The sequence below is a fragment of the Xenophilus arseniciresistens genome (assembly GCF_028023875.1).
Classification (GTDB): domain Bacteria; phylum Pseudomonadota; class Gammaproteobacteria; order Burkholderiales; family Burkholderiaceae_C; genus Xenophilus; species Xenophilus arseniciresistens.
The window spans coordinates 223,095-240,117 of record NZ_JAQIPB010000001.1; the positions used below are offsets into that span (position 1 = coordinate 223,095).

Annotated in this window: 14 protein-coding genes; 6 read left to right on the plus strand and 8 right to left on the minus strand. The window is 68.5% G+C overall.

The genetic code is table 11. The features are described from left to right. Positions 1-82: 82 nt before the first annotated feature. Positions 83-1,714 carry a benzoylformate decarboxylase gene (mdlC, locus tag PGB34_RS00965; RefSeq protein ID WP_271426879.1) on the minus strand — a complete coding sequence of 544 codons (1,632 nt, stop codon included), beginning with the start codon at positions 1,712-1,714 and terminating at the stop codon, positions 83-85. 191 nt (positions 1,715-1,905) lie between these two features. Between mdlC and PGB34_RS00970 the strand changes: the two genes are divergently transcribed. Continuing rightward, on the plus strand, positions 1,906-2,814 hold the full coding sequence (locus PGB34_RS00970; protein ID WP_271426195.1) for a LysR substrate-binding domain-containing protein: 909 nt from the start codon (positions 1,906-1,908) through the stop codon (positions 2,812-2,814). Positions 2,815-2,818: 4 nt separating this feature from the next. Here the strand turns inward: PGB34_RS00970 and PGB34_RS00975 are convergent, their stop codons facing one another. Both PGB34_RS00975 and ettA read right to left on the minus strand, forming a co-directional pair. Then, on the minus strand, positions 2,819-3,325 hold the full coding sequence (locus PGB34_RS00975) for a GNAT family N-acetyltransferase (RefSeq protein ID WP_271426196.1): 507 nt from the start codon (positions 3,323-3,325) through the stop codon (positions 2,819-2,821). A 125-nt stretch (positions 3,326-3,450) separates the two neighbouring features. Then, the gene (gene ettA, locus PGB34_RS00980; protein ID WP_271426197.1) at positions 3,451-5,112 is read right to left on the minus strand and encodes an energy-dependent translational throttle protein EttA; all 1,662 of its coding nucleotides are present in this window, start codon (positions 5,110-5,112) and stop codon (positions 3,451-3,453) included. A gap of 380 nt (positions 5,113-5,492) precedes the next feature. Here ettA and PGB34_RS00985 point away from each other — a divergent pair, with 380 nt between their 5' ends. Both PGB34_RS00985 and PGB34_RS00990 read left to right on the plus strand, forming a co-directional pair. Continuing rightward, positions 5,493-7,298, plus strand: a complete 1,806-nt coding sequence (locus tag PGB34_RS00985) for a DEAD/DEAH box helicase (RefSeq protein WP_271426198.1) — start codon at positions 5,493-5,495, stop codon at positions 7,296-7,298. A 108-nt stretch (positions 7,299-7,406) separates the two neighbouring features. Next, a complete protein-coding gene (locus PGB34_RS00990) occupies positions 7,407-8,432 on the plus strand; it encodes an endonuclease/exonuclease/phosphatase family protein (protein WP_271426199.1) in 1,026 nt (341 codons plus the stop codon). A 53-nt stretch (positions 8,433-8,485) separates the two neighbouring features. On the opposite strand, the gene PGB34_RS00995 is transcribed toward PGB34_RS00990, so the two are convergent. Further along, positions 8,486-9,289, minus strand: coding sequence for an IclR family transcriptional regulator (locus tag PGB34_RS00995; RefSeq protein ID WP_271426200.1), 804 nt, complete (start codon positions 9,287-9,289; stop codon positions 8,486-8,488). Between the two features lie 125 nt (positions 9,290-9,414). On the opposite strand from PGB34_RS00995, the gene PGB34_RS01000 reads away from it, so the two are divergent. Genes PGB34_RS01000 through PGB34_RS01010 form a run of 3 tightly spaced genes read left to right on the plus strand, consistent with a single transcriptional unit; the run spans position 9,415 to position 12,819 of the window. Next, positions 9,415-10,572 carry an acyl-CoA dehydrogenase family protein gene (locus tag PGB34_RS01000; RefSeq protein WP_271426201.1) on the plus strand — a complete coding sequence of 386 codons (1,158 nt, stop codon included), beginning with the start codon at positions 9,415-9,417 and terminating at the stop codon, positions 10,570-10,572. 28 nt (positions 10,573-10,600) lie between these two features. Further along, positions 10,601-11,584, plus strand: a complete 984-nt coding sequence (locus PGB34_RS01005) for a Bug family tripartite tricarboxylate transporter substrate binding protein (protein WP_271426202.1) — start codon at positions 10,601-10,603, stop codon at positions 11,582-11,584. Beyond that, positions 11,584-12,819 carry a CaiB/BaiF CoA transferase family protein gene (locus PGB34_RS01010; protein ID WP_271426203.1) on the plus strand — a complete coding sequence of 412 codons (1,236 nt, stop codon included), beginning with the start codon at positions 11,584-11,586 and terminating at the stop codon, positions 12,817-12,819. The genes PGB34_RS01005 and PGB34_RS01010 overlap by 1 nt, the downstream gene beginning before the upstream one ends. 16 nt (positions 12,820-12,835) lie before the next feature. On the opposite strand, the gene PGB34_RS01015 is transcribed toward PGB34_RS01010, so the two are convergent. The 4 genes from PGB34_RS01015 to PGB34_RS01030 form a co-directional block, all read right to left on the minus strand. Continuing rightward, positions 12,836-14,035, minus strand: a complete 1,200-nt coding sequence (locus PGB34_RS01015; protein WP_271426204.1) for a mandelate racemase/muconate lactonizing enzyme family protein — start codon at positions 14,033-14,035, stop codon at positions 12,836-12,838. Between the two features lie 77 nt (positions 14,036-14,112). After that, positions 14,113-15,120 (minus strand): TRAP transporter substrate-binding protein, encoded by a 1,008-nt coding sequence (locus tag PGB34_RS01020; RefSeq protein WP_271426205.1) that lies wholly within the window; start codon positions 15,118-15,120, stop codon positions 14,113-14,115. Positions 15,121-15,157: 37 nt separating this feature from the next. Next, positions 15,158-16,459, minus strand: coding sequence for a TRAP transporter large permease subunit (locus tag PGB34_RS01025; protein WP_271426206.1), 1,302 nt, complete (start codon positions 16,457-16,459; stop codon positions 15,158-15,160). After that, positions 16,456-17,010 (minus strand): TRAP transporter small permease, encoded by a 555-nt coding sequence (locus PGB34_RS01030; RefSeq protein ID WP_271426207.1) that lies wholly within the window; start codon positions 17,008-17,010, stop codon positions 16,456-16,458. Before PGB34_RS01030 ends, PGB34_RS01025 begins: the two co-directional genes overlap by 4 nt. Positions 17,011-17,023: the final 13 nt, after the last annotated feature.

Genomic DNA, 17,023 nt, shown 5'->3' on the forward strand with positions numbered 1-17,023 from the left:
CCGTTCTCTGCCGTGAAGGCGCCCGCGGGGCGCCGGTATCTCTTGTTCCATGTCGCTGCCGCCCGCTGGGAGCAGCGCGCGATCAATCCACTTCGATCTCGACCAGCACCGGCGCATCGCCCTGCAGCGACTGGCGCAGCACGCCGGCCAGCTCGCCGGCATCGCTCACGCGCAGGGCGTCCAGGCCCTGGCCGCGCGCGAGGGCCACGAAGTCGAGGTCGGGCAGCGCCGTGCCCTGCGGCGTCTCGCCCGGGGCGTAGCCGAACACGGGCGCGAAGTCCTGCAATGCGGCATAACGCCGGTTGTTGAGGATCACAAAGGTGATGGGCAGCTTGAGCTGCGCCGCACTCCACAGCGCCTGGATCGAGTACATGCTGGAGCCGTCGCCGATCAGCCCGATCACGCGCTGCCCCGGGCTGCCCAGCGCCACGCCCACGGTGGCCGGCATGCCCCAGCCCAGGCCGCCGCTGGCCATGGTGAAGAAGGTGTGGCTGCGCGTGAAGTGCAGGCGCTCCTGCATCACGGGCCGCGAGCCCGGCGCTTCCTCGACCACGATGCAGCCCGCATCGCGCACCTCGTTGAGCGTCTGCAGCGCAAAGGCCACCGACATGCGCTCGCCCGGCGCGGGCGGCTCGGCGCGCGGCAGCGGCGTTCGCGGCGCGGGCGGCGTGCGCGGCGTTGCGGGCGCGGGTCGGGCCAGGAGGTCGCGCACGCCCAGGCCGATGCTGCACTGGGCCGCCAGGCCCACGGGCGTCCAGGCCGCCGTGTGCGCATCGTCGATCAGCTGGCACAGCCGCGCGCCCTCGGGCAGGTGCGGGCCCTCGCCTTCGACGTGGTAGGAGAAGGCCGGCGCGCCCAGCACCAGCACCAGGTCATGGCCGGCCAGGCGTTCGACGATGCGCTCGCGGATCGCGGGCAGGAAGCCGGCAAACAGCGGATGGTCCTCGGCGAAGCCGCCGCGCGCCGACATCGGCGCCACCCACACGCGCGCCTGGTGCCGCTCGGCCAGCGCGCGCACCTCGTCCCAGGCGCCGTCGCGGTCCACGCCCGCCCCCACCACGATGGCCGGACGCGCGCTGGCATCGAGCGCATCGCCGATCTGCGCCAGCAGCGCCGGATCGGGCCGCAGGCCGGTGCCCACCTGCCGCACAGGCACTGGCGCAGCCGGCTGCTCCCAGTCGTCGGCCGGAATGGACACCAGCACCGGCCCGCAGGGCGGCTGCATGGCCACGTAGCAGGCACGGGCCAGGGCCTGCGGCACGTCCTGCGCGCGCGCGGGCTCGATGCTCCACTTGACGTAGGGCTTGGCCAGCTCGGTGGCCTGGGCCGAGAACAGGAAGGGGTCGAAGGGCAGGATCGAACGCGCCTGCTGACCGGCCGTGATGACCAGCGGCGTGCGGTTGAGGAAGGCCGTGAAGATGTTGCCCATCGCGTTGCCCACGCCCGCAGCCGAGTGCAGGTTGACGATGGCCGGGCGGCGCGTGGCCTGGGCATAGCCGTCGGCCATGCCCACCACCACGGCCTCCTGCAGGCCCAGCACGTAGCGGAAGTCCTCGGGGAAGTCGCGGAACATCGGCAGCTCGGTGGAGCCCGGGTTGCCGAAGATGGTGGTCATGCCCATCTGGCGCAGCAGCGCGAGCACGGCGGTGCGCACGGTGCTGGGAGCCGCAGCATCGACAGTGGGGGCGGCCGGCGCGGAAGAAGACGAAGACATCAGCATGGAGCGAAGGGGCGGCGAAAAAGAAGGCATGCGTCGGCCCAGTGGCTGTGGGCATGAATGAACCCTGGCCGCATGAGTGACGCGCTGCCCGCAGTCTCGGCGTGCAAGGCCTGCCGGACAAGCCGTTCCCGGCACTATCTTTCATGCCCAACAGGCATACTGGCGCACATCTTGTACCCCTTGCCATGCACGTCAACGACCTCGACCTGAACCTGCTGCGCGTGTTCGATGCGATCTACCGCGCCGGCAGCGTGAGCCGCGCCGCGGCCCTGCTGGGCATGGCGCAGCCGGCCACCAGCCAGGCGCTGACGCGGCTGCGCCTGCTGCTGAAAGACCCGCTGTTCGTGCGCGCGGGCGGCGGCGTGGCGCCCACGCCGCGCGCCCAGCGCATGGCCCATGGCGTGCAGACCGCGCTGGCCACGCTGCAGGCCGTGCTGCATGCCGACCAGCCCTTCGAGGCCGCCAGTGCGCAGGCCACCTTGCGCCTGCACCTGAGCGACATCGGCGAGGCCCGCTTCCTGCCGCAGTTGATGGCGGCGCTGCATGCGCAGGCGCCGGGCGTGCGGGCCGAGACCATGCCCTGGCCGCACGAGCAGATCGCGCTGGCGCTGGACAGCGGCGCGCTCGATTTCGCGCTGGGCTTTCTGCCCTCGGTGCAGGGCACGCAGCAGGCGCGCGTGCTCGACGACCGCTACGGCGTGCTGCTGCGCGAAGGCCACCCGCTGATGGCCCGGCGTCGGCGCACCCGCGCACTGGGCGTGGACGAGCTGGCAAAGCTCGAGTACGTGGCCGTGCGCTCGCATGCGCAGACGCTGCGCATCCTGCGCATGCTGCGGCTGGAGTCACGCGTGCGCCTGACGGCGGCGCACTTCCTGGCCGTGTCGGCCATCGTGCGCGAAACCGACTTGGCGGTGCTGATGCCGCTGGACATCGCCAGCGACTTTGCGCACAACGGCGGCTACGCGCTGATGGATGCGGCCCTGCCGGCGCAGCGCTTCACCGTGTCGCTGCACTGGAGCCCGCGCTACGAGAACGACCCCATGCTGCGCTGGGCGCGCGAACTGATCCTGGGGCTGTTCCGCGCCGAGGGCTGAGGGTTCAGCGCGCCTGCTGTTGCTGCTGCTGCGGCAGCAGCAGGCCCATCACGACTTCATCCACGTCCTGCGCCTCGCCCGCACGGCGGTAGAAGCCGCGCAGCAGCCCCTCGCGCACGAAGCCCAGGCGCTCGTAGAAGCGCAGTGCGCGCGGGTTGTCGGCTTCGGCATAGAGCTCCACGCGCCGCACGCCGTCGGCCCGCAGATGCAGCAGCGCGTCTTCAACCATGGCACGCGCGATGCCCTGGCCCTGCGCATCGGGGTCCACGGCCAGCGTGCGCAGCAGCGCCACATGGCTGGCGCGGCCCGGGTAGCGCGTGATGCGGTAGAAGCCCGCCACCTGGCCCCGCACCGTCCAGACGTAGAAAGCGCCGCTGGACAGCATCTCCGCATAGACCGGCCCGAAGTCGTGCAGCGACATCGGCTCGTAGGTCAGGAAGGGCGAGACCTGCGGGTGGCTGTGGATGGCGTGGACCTTCGCCTGGTCTTCGGGTTGGGCCAATCGGCGCATGGGCGTCTCCTCGATCCGGATTCAGGGCTCCGACGGGCCCAAAAAACAAGAGCCCGACGGCGGGACCGGCGGGCTCTTCGGCAGGGGCGGCCGGTCACCGTCGTGAGGATGACCGGCAGCGGCGCTTACTTCAGCGCCTTGAAGCGCACGCGCTTGGGCTTGGCGCCCTCCTCGCCCAGGCGCTTCTTCTTGTCGGCCTCGTACTCCTGGTAGTTGCCGTCGAAGAAGACCCACTGCGAGTCGCCTTCGGCCGCCAGGATGTGGGTGGCGATGCGGTCCAGGAACCAGCGGTCATGGGAGATGACCAGCACCGTGCCGGCGTACTCCAGCAGCGCGTCTTCGAGCGCGCGCAGGGTTTCCACGTCCAGGTCGTTCGAGGGTTCGTCCAGCAGCAGCACGTTGCCGCCCTGGATCAGCGTCTTGGCCAGGTGCAGGCGCCCGCGCTCACCGCCCGAGAGGCTGCCGACCTTCTTCTGCTGGTCCTGGCCGTTGAAGTTGAAGCGGCCCGCATAGGCGCGGCTGGCCATCTGGAACTTGCCGACGTTGATGATGTCCAGGCCGCCCGAGATGTCTTCCCACACGGTCTTGTCGTCGGCCAGCGCGTCGCGCGACTGGTCCACGTAGGCCATCTTCACGGTCTGGCCGATGATGACTTCACCACTGTCGGGCTGCTCGCGGCCCGCGATCAGCTTGAACAGCGTGGACTTGCCGGCGCCGTTGGGGCCGATGATGCCGACGATGGCACCGGCCGGGATGTTCATCGACAGGTTGTCGATCAACACGCGGTCGCCGAAGCTCTTGGAGACGCCCTTGAATTCGATGACCTGGCTGCCCAGGCGGTCAGCCACGGGAATGAAGATCTCGTTGGTCTCGTTGCGCTTCTGGTAGTCGACGTCGGACAGTTCCTCGAAGCGGGCCAGACGCGCCTTGCTCTTGGCCTGACGGGCCTTGGGGTTCTGGCGCGACCACTCCAGTTCCTTCTTCAGGGCCTTGGCGTGGGCTTCCTCGCTCTTTTGCTCCTGCGCCAGGCGCTCGCCCTTCTGCTCCAGCCAGGTGCTGTAGTTGCCCTTGTAGGGAATGCCGCGGCCGCGGTCCAGTTCCAGGATCCACTCGGCGGCGTTGTCCAGGAAGTAGCGATCATGGGTGATGGCCACCACGGTGCCCGTGAAGCGCTGCAGAAAGATTTCCAGCCACTCGACCGATTCGGCATCCAGGTGGTTGGTGGGTTCGTCCAGCAGCAGCATGTCGGGCTTGGACAACAGCAGCTTGCACAGCGCCACGCGGCGCTTCTCGCCGCCCGAGAGCAGGCCGATCTTGGCGTCCCAGGGCGGCAGGCGCAGCGCGTCGGCGGCGATTTCGATCTGGTGTTCGGAGTCGGTGCCGGCCGCCGCGATCACGGCTTCGAGCTGGCCCTGCTCGGCCGCCAGGGCGTCGAAGTCGGCGTCTTCCTCGGCATAGGCGGCGTAGATCTCTTCCAGGCGCTTCTTGGCGTCATTGACTTCGCCCATGGCCTCGTCGATGGATTCGCGCACCGTGTGCTCGGGGTCCAGCTTGGGCTCCTGCTCCAGGTAGCCGATCGACAGGCCAGCCATCGGGATGGCTTCGCCTTCGATCTCCTTGTCCACGCCGGCCATGATCTTGAGCAGCGAGGACTTGCCCGAGCCGTTGAGGCCCAGCACGCCGATCTTGGCGCCGGGGAAGAAGGACAGCGAAATGTCTTTCAAGATCTGCCGCTTGGGCGGCACGGTCTTGGAGACGCGATTCATGGTGTAGACGTACTGGGCCATGGCGTTCTGTGCGGTTTCTTGAAGCAGGAGGCGCGCAGGCACTCCGCTGCTCTGCCAGGGAGTGCCGGGGCCGCGAACGGGCCGCGCGCAAAAGCGTGGATTATCCCTGCATGTGCCCGATTGCCCCTGCGCTGCAGGCAAAAGCCGCGCGCCGCTGCTGCCGGGCCGCAAGTCGTGCGACAATCGCGCGGTTGCCGGGCCCGGTCACCCGCAACACGGCTTTCCTGCCGGGGACGACGGAACTTCTGAGCTTCCAGGCTCCCGCCTCCAACCGATCTGCCCTCGACTGGCCCAGGCGCCCCCACACAAACAGGGCGAACCACGGCGGGCAGACACCCAAGAAGAACACCGCGCCGTGCATGGCGCTCTTTTTTGACTCAATGAACTTCGACGAACTGAAGCTGGCCCCGGCCATCCTCAAGGCCGTGCGCGAGCAAGGCTACGAAACCCCGACTCCCATCCAGGCCCAGGCGATTCCCGCCGTGCTTGAAGGCCACGACCTTCTGGCCGGCGCCCAGACCGGCACCGGCAAGACGGCCGCCTTCACCCTGCCCCTGCTGCACAAGCTTTCCAAGGGCGAGGGCAAGACCAACAAGTTCGGCAAGGACGGCATCGCCGCCCTGGTGCTGACGCCCACGCGCGAACTCGCCGCGCAGGTCGAAGAATCCGTGCGCACCTACGGCAAGAACCTGCCGCTCACCTCCACCGTCATCTTCGGCGGCGTGGGCATGAACCCGCAGATCGAGCGCATCAAGCGCGGCGTGGACATCCTGGTGGCCACCCCGGGCCGCCTGCTCGACCTGCAGCAGCAGGGCCACCTGGACCTGTCCACCGTCGAGATCCTCGTGCTGGACGAGGCCGACCGCATGCTGGACATGGGCTTCATCCACGACGTGAAGAAGATCCTGGCCCTGCTGCCCAAGGACAAGCAGAGCCTGCTGTTCTCGGCCACCTTCAGCGACGAGATCCGCGAGCTGGCCAACGGCCTGCTGCGCAACCCGCAGAGCATCCAGGTCACGCCGCGCAACACGACGGTGCAGCGCATCACGCAGGTCGTGCACCCGGTGGGCCGCGCCAAGAAGAAGCAGCTGCTCGCGCACATCATCAACGAGCACAACTGGAGCCAGGTGCTGGTGTTCACGCGCACCAAGTTCGGCGCCAACCATGTGGCCGAGTTCCTCGAGAAGAACGGCATCACGGCCATGGCCCTGCACGGCAACAAGAGCCAGAGCGCGCGCACCCAGGCGCTGGCCGGCTTCAAGAGCGGCGACATCCGCGCCCTGGTGGCCACCGACATCGCGGCGCGCGGCATCGACATCGATGACCTGCCGCACGTGGTGAACTACGAAGTCCCCAACGTCAGCGAAGACTACGTCCACCGCATCGGCCGCACGGGCCGCGCCGGCCGCGAGGGCCAGGCCGTGAGCCTGGTCTGCCTGGACGAGGAAGGCTTCATGCAGGAGATCGAGCGCTTCACCAAGCAGCAGATCCCGGTGCAGGTGATCGAGGGCTTCGGCCCCGACGAAGGCGAGATCGCCGAGCCCATCGCCATGGGCCGCCAGACCCTGTGGGGCGGCGCCGGCCGCCCGCCCAGCCGCGAAGTCATGGCCGCAGCCGCCAAGGCCGCGCGCCAGGAGATGATGCAGCGCATCCGTGACAACAAGGCCACGCAGGGCGAGCGCGGCAGTGCCAAGAAGGCCGGCCAGGGCGGCGGTCAGGGCCGCGGCGCCAACGGCGGTGGCGGCAATGGTGGCAACGGCGGCGGCAACCGCGGCCCGCGCAACGTGCAAGGCGGCCAGCCCCCGCGCCAGAACAACGGCAACGGCCCCAAGCGCCATCACAACGGCCCGCAGCATGCCACCCCGCATGCGCTGTACGAAGACCGCGAGCGCCCCGAGCGCCAGCCCAAGCACTTCGGCAACACGGCCAGCCCCTCGCATGCCGACGCGCTGGCCCATCGCCGCGCAGAGACCGAGGGCTTTGGTGGTGGCGGCGCCGGCCAGCCCGATCCGCTGCGCACCAGCGTGGACAGCTTCGGTGGCCGTGGCCGTCGCAGTGGCGGCGGCGGCGGTGGTGGTGGCTACGGCGGCGGCAACCGCAACGGCGGTGGCGGCGGCGGTGGCCGTCGCAGTGGTGGCGGTGGCTACGGTGGCGGTGGCGGCGGTGGACGTCGCGGCGGTTACTGATCGCCACACCCGGAATCGAGGGCGCTTCGGCGCCCTTTTTCACGCCTGCCTGTCGGCGCGCCGCAAGGCGCCGCACAGGCTGCCACGGGCCCTGGCCACAATGGCGGCATGCATGAGATTCCGCCGAACTACGCCACCCTCTTCGTCGCCACCTGCAATGCACTGAACCTGGCGCGGCCGCAGCGCCTGTTCTACGCCAACCAGGAGCCCTACGACCCGCGCGAGTACCAGCGCAAGATCGACTGGCTGGGCGAGCGCATCCGCATGCTCAATGCGGATGTGCTGGCCGTGCAGGAAGTGTGGGACGACACCGCGCTGAAGGACGCCATTGCCGCCAGCGGCCTGCGCTACGACAGCGTGGCCGTGCCCGGCGCCGAAAGCACGCCGCCGGCCCAGGGTGCGCAGGGCACGCCGCGCGTGGGCATCGTCACGCGGCTGAAGGTGGAAGAGCTTCGTTCCTTCGTCGACTTCCCGCAGGGCCTCTCGGTGGACGTGCCCGAGCTGGGACGTCATGTGCGCTTCGAACGCCCGCCCCTGCTGGCGCGGCTGCGCATGAAGCACGGCCAGAGCGTGAACGTGCTCACCGTGCACCTGAAGTCCAAGCGGCCCAAGTTCCTGATCGACGCCGCGGGCCAGCCGCTGGAAAACCGCGACGACCACAAGATTGCGGCGCGCGCCTCGCTGCGTTCGCTGCTGATGCGCGCGGCCGAGGCCGCGGCCCTGCGCTGCATCGTGATCGACCTGCTCGATGACAGCCGCGTGCCGCTGGTGGTGATGGGCGACTTCAACGACCACCCGCACAGCGTGACCACGCAACTGGTGGCCGCGACCTCCGACGCCTTCTACGACAAGGCCGCGCGCGACGTGGCGCTGTTCAACGCCTATGAGATGCAGGGCGAATCGGCGCTCAAGAAGGACGTGGCCTATTCCCACATCCACCAGGGCCACCCCGAAGTGCTGGACCAGATCTTCGTGAGCGAGGAATTCGCCGTCGGCTCGCGCCGCGCCATCGGCGACGTGCGGCGCGTGGACTACTTCAACGACCACCTGCACGAAGGCCGCGACCGCACGCGCACCGACCACGGACTGGTGCGGGCGCTGCTGCGCGTGCGGATGGACGCGCAGCAGGGCTGAGTGCTGCGTCCATGGCGCTGCGCGCCAGCGAAGCGGCCTGGAGGGTTTTTGTTTCAGTACAGCTGCAGGCCCGAATGCCGGTCTGCCGCCTGCACCAGTTGCACCAGCGCCGGGCCGACGCTGTCCAGCAGGCGGGCCTTCTTCGTGCGCAGCCCCGACACGGCGCCGTTGAACAGCAGCTGACGCGGCCCATGGCGCAGGCGTGCCGCCACGCCCACCGCCAGCACGTTCAGCCCCGCGTCGCCCAGGTTGATGGCAAAGCCGCGATGCGCATACTGCGACACGCTTTCGCGCACGGCTTCGGCGCACCGTGCGTACTCGGCCGGCCGTTCGCGCCGCACGCGGGCCATGAAGCTCTGGCGTTCGGGGGCCCGCAGCTGCGCCAGCCAGGCCCGACCCATCGCCGTGGCCACCACACTGCGCACCGCACCCATGCCCGGGCGCATCAACGTGCCCTGCTCGTGCGTGCTGGTCTCCACATAGATCACATCCAGCCCCAGCGTGACGCCCACCGATACCGCGCCTTCGATGCGATCGGCCAGCTCCTGCATCGCCGGGCGCAGCGCCCCCAGCTGCGGCAGGTTGATGGCATAGGGATAGCCCAGCGCCATGGCGGCCGGGCCGATGAAATAGCGGTCCAGCCGCTCGTCATGGTCCAGAAAGCCCAGGGTCTGCAAGGTGCGGCACAGGCGCGAAACCGTGGGCCGCGAGAGGCCCAGCTTGGCCGCCAGCTCGCTGTTGGCATGCGGCCGTGGGTCGCCCACGAAGGCTTGGAGGATCAGCAGGCCCTTGGCCAGCGTGCCGGCAAAGTACGGGTCCTGCTCGCGCACGCGGCGCAGATCGTCATGGTGTTTCATGGCTGCAATCCCTGACTGGCTGGCTGCGGATTCTGGCGCGCGGCGCCCGGTGCCGCGCATCGTGATTTCAACTATTGAAACACCATGCGGCGCATTGGCAGGCTGCTTCTTAGAGTCGGCCCACCATGATCAGAGACACCGACCAACTTGACCGCCTCCTGGAGGACATCCGCAACTTCGTGCGCGAGCGCTGGCATCCGCTGGAAGAAGAAGTCAGCCGGGCCAACGACATTCCACCCGAAGTGGTGGATGAGCTGCGGCGCAAGGGCTACTTCGGGTGGAGCATTCCGCAAGCCTACGGCGGCCTGGGCCTGACGACCGAGGAACTGGTGCTGTGCGCGATGGAGCTTTCGCAATCCTCGGTGGCGCTGCGCGCCCGCGTGGGCACCAACACCGGCATTGGCTCCGAAGCGCTCGTGGCCGATGGGACCGAGGCGCAGAAGCAGCGCTGGCTGCCGCGTCTGGCCAGCGGCGAGCTCACGGGTTGCCTGGCATTGACCGAGCCCGAAGCAGGCTCCGAAGCCAGCGCCCTGCAGACCACGGCCCGGCGCGAGGGCGACTTCTACGTGCTCAATGGCAGCAAGCGCTTCATCACCAACGCGCCCGTGGCCGACCTGTTCACCGTGATCGCGCGCACCGAGGATGGCAGCCGCGGCAGCCAGGGACTGTCGGCCTTCGTGGTCGAACGCTCGCCGGGCCTGAGCACCGGCGAGCCTTATCGGATGATGGGCCAGGCGGGCTCCTTCGTGTCCGACGTGCGCTTCGACAACTGCCGCGTGCCGGCCGACCAGCTCATCGGCGGGCAGGAAGGCATGGGCTTTCGCACCGTGATGAAGGTGCTCAACAAGCAGCGCCTGCACCTGGCTGCGCTGTGCACGGGCCCGGCCATCCGCATGCTGGATCTGGCGATGCAGCATGTGCAGGGCCGCCGCCAGTTCGGCCAGCCGGTGGCCGAGTTCCAGCTCGTGCAGGCGCTGATCGCGGACTGCCGCACCGAGATCTATGCCGCGCGCTCGATGGTTCTCGAAGCGGCCCGCGCGCGCGACCGTGGCGAGGATGTCGCGCTGAGCGCCTCGATGTGCAAGTACTTCGCGTCCGAGATGTGCGGCCGTGTGGCCGACCGCGCAGTGCAGATGTTTGGCGGCTCGGGCTATGTGGCCGACTTCAGTCCCATCGAGCGCTACTACCGCGACGTGCGGCCGTTCCGACTGTACGAAGGCACCAGCCAGATCCATCAGCTCAACATCGCCAAGCTTGCGCTGCGCGAAGGTGTGCAGCGCTGACACAACCAGCAAGCCGGAGACAACACACATGATGAAGACCCTCCCCAATCGGCCGCGCCTCGCGCGCCTGGCGGCCGCACTCGTCCTGACCCTTGGCACGACAGCGGCCCTGGCCGCCTTCCCCGATCGCCCGCTCAAGCTGGTGGTGCCCTTTCCGGCCGGGGGCAGCACCGACCTGGTCGCGCGCGAGGTGGCGGTGGAACTGGGCCAGGCGCTGGGTCAGCCGGTGGTGGTGGAAAACCGCGCCGGCGCGGGCAGCCTGATCGGCTCCGAGGTGGTGGCCCGGGCCGCGCCCGACGGCTACACCTTGCTGATGGCGGGCCTGACCAATGTGTTCCTGCCCTATGTGCACAAGGGCCTGAACTGGAATCCCGTGGATGACTTCCTGCCCATCGGACTGGTGGCCGATCTGCCCAACGTGATTGCGGTGAATGCCAAGACGCCCTTCCAGAAGCTGCCCGAGCTGATCGCCGCGGAGCAGGCCAGGCCCGGCAAGCTGGCCTTCGGCTCGGCCGGCGTGGCCACGCCTTCGCACCTGGTGTGCGAGATGGTCAACCACCAGGCCCGCATCCGCATGCAGCACGTGCCCTACAAGGGCAACGCGCCGGCCGTGAGCGACCTGGTGGCCGGCCACATTCCGGTGATGTGCAACAACCTGGGTGGCACCCTGCCCTACATGAGCGGCGGGCAGATCCGCATCCTCGCGCAGACCGGCCGCACGCGCTCGCCCTCCGCGCCCGATGTACCCACCTTCCAGGAACTGGGCCTGCAAGGCCTGGACAGCGGGCTGTGGGTGGGCATCGTCGCGCCCAAGGGCACGCCTGAAGCCGTGCTGGGCACGCTGCGCGGCGCGCTGGCCAGGACCATGGCGCTGCCCGCCCTCAAGGACAAGCTGGCCAAGCTGGGTGCCGCGCCGCAGGACCCGAGCCCCGCGGCCTTCGACAAGCGCATCGCCGACAACCGCAGCGCCTGGGACCCCGTGCTGCGCCGCGTGGACCTCAAGAGCAACTGATGGGCGCCACCAATTCGTCGACGCTGCCGCAGCAGGAGCACATGCCGCTTCGCGGCGTGCGCATCCTGGACATGGCCACGGTGTTGGCCGCTCCTTTCTCGGCCACCTTGTGTGCGGACATGGGCGCCGAGGTGCTCAAGCTCGAACTGCCGCAGGGCGGCGACCCGCTGCGTGGCCTGAGCCCCGTGCATGAGGGCCAGCCGCTGTTCTGGAAGACCGCCAACCGCGGCAAGAAGGGCATCTCGCTCGATGTGCGCCGGCCCGAAGGGCGCGCGCTCTTCCTGCGCCTGCTGCCCGAGGTCGATGTGCTGGTGGAGAATTTCCGCACCGGCACGCTGGACGGCTGGGGCCTGGACATCGCCACCCTGCACGCGGCCAATCCGCGGCTGATCGTGCTGCGGCTGACCGGCTTCGGCCAGACCGGCCCCTATGCGCGCCGACCGGGTTTTGCCCGCATCTTCGAAGCCATGAGCGGCTTCACGCAGCTCACGGGCGAGCCCGACGGCCCGCCGCAGCACATGAACTTTCCGCTGGGCGACATGGTGGCGGGCCTGTTCGGCGCCTTTGCGATCAGCACGGCCCTGGCCGAACGCAACGCGCTGCCGCCCGGGCAGCAACGCGGCGCCGAGATCGACCTGTCGGCCACCGAAGCCATGATGCGCCTGCTCGACCCGCTGGCCGCCGAGCACCAGATCGGCGGCGTGGTGCGCACGCGCACCGGCTCGCGCGCGACCTACACCGCCCCGTCGAACGTGTACCGCGCGGCCGACGGCGTCTGGTTCACGCTGGTGGGCACCGGCACGCCGATATTTGCGCGCATCTGCCGGGCCATGGGCCAGGAAGCGCTCGCGCATGATGCGCGATTCGCCGACAGCGCGGCCCGCATCCGCCATCTCGAGGCGCTGGACGCCATCATTGCCGGCTGGTGCGCCTGCCGTCCTTTCGAGGCGCTGGCGCAAGACCTCGAGCGCGAGCAGGTGCCCTTCAGCCGCGTCTACTCCATCGCCGACCTGCGCGCGGATCCGCACATGCGCGCGCGCGGCGCCTTCGTCGACCTGCCCGATCCGCAGTTCGGCCAGGTGCCGGCGCCAACGGCGGTGCCGCGCTTTGCGGGCCGGCGCTTCGTGCCGCCCGACACGGGCCCGGCCACGGGTCAGCACAACGCGCAGGTCTATGGCGCACTCGGGCTGGATGCGGCAGCGCTGGCCTCACTGCGCGAGACAGGTGTGATCTGAGGAAGGTGCGAGCGGGTCAGGAAGAGCGGCTGCAGCGCACCACCGCGTCCTTGCGCTTGTGCAGGTCAGGCAGCAGCTCCAGCCCCAGCCCCGGCTTGTCGCTCACGCGGATCATGCCGCGCTCCACGATGGGCAGCTCGGTCACCAGTTCCTTGTACCAGCCCGTGTAGAAGGCGCGCACGCTTTCCTGGATCAGCGCATTGGGCGCATGCAGGCTCAGGTGCGTGGAGGCGGCCCACACCACCGGGCCCGTGCAGTCGTGCGGGGCCACGGGCAACTGCCAGGCGTCGGCCATCGCGGCGATCTTTCGGGCCTCGGTCAGGCCGCCGCACCAGCTCAGATCGAGCATGGCGACGCCCGCCACACCTGTTTGCAGATAGTCTTTGAAGCCCCACTTGTAGGCCAGCGTCTCGCTGGCGCAGACCAGGGCCTTGCAGTCCACGGCGTACTGCCTGAGCAGATCGAGGCTGTCCATGCGGATCGCGTCCTCGTGCCAGAAGGTGTTGAACTCCTGCAGCGCCCGCGCGATCATCTGCGCCATGGGCAGGCGCCACAGGCTGTGGAACTCGACCATGATGTCCATGCGCTCGCCCACCGCGCTGCGGATCTTGCGGAAGGGCTCCAGCGCCAGGTCCAGGTCTTCGGGGCTGATGTACTGGCCGTGGCTTTTCTCGGCCGCCGGGTCGAAGGGCCAGATCTTCATCGCCGTCACGCCCTCGGAAAGCAGCGATTCGGCCAGCTCGTCGGCATGGTGCAAGAAGCCCTGCAGGTCTTCGTAGGGGCCGGCGTTGTTCCCCAGGCCCCAGTTGGAACTGCTCTGGTTGGCGGTGCTGCGCACGTACTGGTAGCCCGCGCAGGTGTTGTAGATGCGGATGGCCTCGCGGCTTGCGCCGCCCAGCGCCGTGTGCACGGGCATGTTGGCAGCCTTGCCGAACAGGTCCCACAGCGCGATGTCGACGGCCGAATTGCCGCGCGTTTCCACGCCCGATCCGCGCCAGCCCAGGTAGCCCGTCAGGTCGCGGTTGCGCGCTTCGATGGCCAGCGGATCGGTGCCCAGCAGCTTGGGCGCGGCCCACTCATGCAGATAGGCTTCCACGGCCGCGGCGCCCATGAAGGTCTCGCCCAGGCCGACCAGGCCCTCGTCGGTGTGCAGCCGCACCCACAGGATGTTGGGGAACTCGCCCAGGCGGATGGTTTCGAGTTGCGTGATCTTCATGGCTCACCCGTCTTTCTGAGGGTCAAGAAAAAAGGGCCGCGCCCGAAGGTGCGGCCCGCGCGTGCGTGGCGGCCGGCTCAGCCCCCGCGCACCTTCTTGAGTTCGTCCGTCACCACCTTCACGGCCTCGGCGCCGATGGTGGGCACGTTCTTGTCGTACACCGGCTTGACCTTGTCGAGCATGCGCTTTTGCTCGGCCGCGCTGATCTCGTTGACCTGCAGCGACTTCTTCAGCGTCTCCAGCGACTTGGCATTCAGGTCGCGGTTGGCCTGGCGCTGCACCTTCTGGCCCTCCTTGGCCGCTTCGCGCAGCAGGGCCTGTTCCTCGGGCTTGAGCCCGTCCCACAGCTTCTTGCTGTAGAGCACCAGGAAAGGCGTGTAGGCATGGCGCGTCACGCTCAGGTACTTCTGCACCTCGAAGAACTTCGAGGTTTCGATGGTCACGAAGGGGTTCTCCTGGCCGTCGATGGTGCGCGTCTCCAGCGCGGTGAAGACCTCGCCGAAGGCCATGGGCACGGCGTTGGTGCCCAGCGTCTTGAACGAATCCAGGAAGATATTGTTCTGCATCACGCGCACCTTCACGCCCTCGAAGTCCTCGACCTTGTTGATCGGGCGCTTGCTGTTCGTGAGGTTGCGGAAGCCGTTCTCCCAGTAGGCCAGGTTCACCAGGCCCGCGGCTTCGAGCTTCTTGTTGAAGTACTCGCCGGCCGGGCCGTCGAGCACCGCGTCGGCCTCCTTCTCGCTGTTGAAGAGGAAGGGCAGATCGAACACGCCCAGTTCCTTGACGATGCCCACCAGCGGCGAGCTGGAGGTGCACACCATCTCCTGCGTGCCCGCGCGCAGGGCCTGCGTGGCCTGCAGGTCGCCGCCGGCCGAGCCGCCCCAGAAGGCCGAGATTTTCATCTTGCCGCCGCTCTTGGCGCCGAGGATCTCCTGCATCTTCTTGACCCCCACGCCCACGGGGTGGTCCTCGTTCACGCCATTGGTGAACTTGATCGTGCGATCGGCAAACTGCGCGAAGGCGGGCAGGCCCAGCGCCAGGCCCGAGCCGGCCACGGCGGCCGTGAAGGTTCTGCGGTTCAACATGCTTCTTGTCTCCTTGCTTCGAGGGTGGGAACGGGAACTAGCGCGCCATCCACCACGACAGTGGAACGGTCACGATCTGCGGGAACAGGACCATCAGGAACAGCACCAGCAGGTGCGCGATGAAGAAGGGCAGCACGCCCTTGAAGGCATCGTCCATGGTGATGCGCGAGACGCCGCACACCACGTTGAGCACCGTGCCCACGGGCGGCGTGATCAGGCCGATGGCGTTGTTGAGGATGAACATCACGCCGAAGTACACCGGATCGATGCCGGCCTTGAGCACCACGGGCATCAGCACCGGCGTGAGGATCAGCACCGTGGGCGTGAAGTCCAGCGCCGTGCCCACCACCACCACCAGCACCATGATCACGAGCATCAGCAGCAGCCGGTTGTCCATGAAGGGCGCCAGCAGGCGGGCCACTTCGCCGGGGATGTCGGCCACGGTGATCAGCCAGGCGCTGACCATGGCCGCCGCCACCAGGAACATCACGACGGCCGTGGTCTTGCCGGCCGCCAGCGTCAGCCGGTACAGCATCGAGAGTTTGAGTTCGCCATAGACGAACATGCCCACCACCAGCGCATACACGGCCGCCACCACGGCCGCCTCGGTGGGCGTGAACAGGCCCAGCTTCATGCCGCCGATGATCAGCACCGGCAGGAACAGCGCCAGGCTGCCGCGCCCCGTGACTTTGAGGCGCTCGCCCCAGGACACGCGCGGCGCCGCGGCGACGTTGTCGCGCCGCGCGACGACCCACCAGGTGATGCCGATGGCCAGGCCCATCAGGATGCCGGGCACGATGCCCGCCAGGAAGAGCTTGGTGATCGACACGTTGGCTGCCACGCCGAAGACGATCAGGCCGATGGACGGCGGGATCACGGGCGCGATGATGCCGCCCGCGGCGATGAGGCCGGCCGAGCGTTTGGTGTCGTAGCCGGCGCGGTTCATCATGGGGATCATCAGCGCCGCCAGCGCCGCCGTGTCGGCCACGGCCGAGCCGGAGATCGCGGCCATGATCACCGCCGCCACCACCGCCACGTAGCCCAGCCCGCCACGGAAATGACCCACCCAGGCCACCGCCATCTGCACGATGCGCCGCGACAGGCCGCCCGCGTTCATGAACTCGCCGGCCAGCAGGAAGAAGGGCACGGCCAGCAGCGGGAAGTTGTCGGCGCCATCGACGAAGCGCTGGGCGATGATCTGGCTGTCGAAGGCCGGCAGCACGCCCGTGAAGGCCAGCCAGCCCATCAGCGAGACGCCGCACACCAGCAGCGCATACGCGATGGGCATGCCGATGGCCATGGCGGCCAGCAGCGAGAACACGAAGATGCTCACGGTCATCGTGCGCTCCCCGGTGCGGCCACGTGGCTGACTTCCTCCGGCGCGTTGTCTTCGGACTCCATCACCTGCACCAGTTGCTCATCGCTGAGCTGGTTGGTGAACAGCTGCCACAGCCGGTGCAGGTTGATCACGCCCATGACCACCGAAACCACATAGCCGATGCCGTAGACCCAGATCATCGAGATGCCCACCACGGGCGAGATGTTGGTGCGCTGCAGTTCGTGCATCTCGAAGGTGCCCATGAAGAAGAGCACGTTGCAGAACAGCATGAGCAGCTGGTTGAGCGCGAAGCACAGCTTGCGGCCCAGGCGCGGCAGGCGGCGGATCAGCGTGTCCACGCCCAGGTGCGCGCCGTCGCGCATGGCCACCATGGCGCCGATGTAGGTCAGCCAGATGAAGCAGTAGCGCGACATCTCGTCGGACACCGTGATGCCGGAGTTGAAGCCGTAGCGCAGCACCACGTTGCCGAAGACCATGACCACCATGGCGGCCATGCACAGGACCACCAGGAACTCCAGCAGTCTGAAAAATGCGTCGATGGCGCGTTTCATCGCTTTTTGTCTC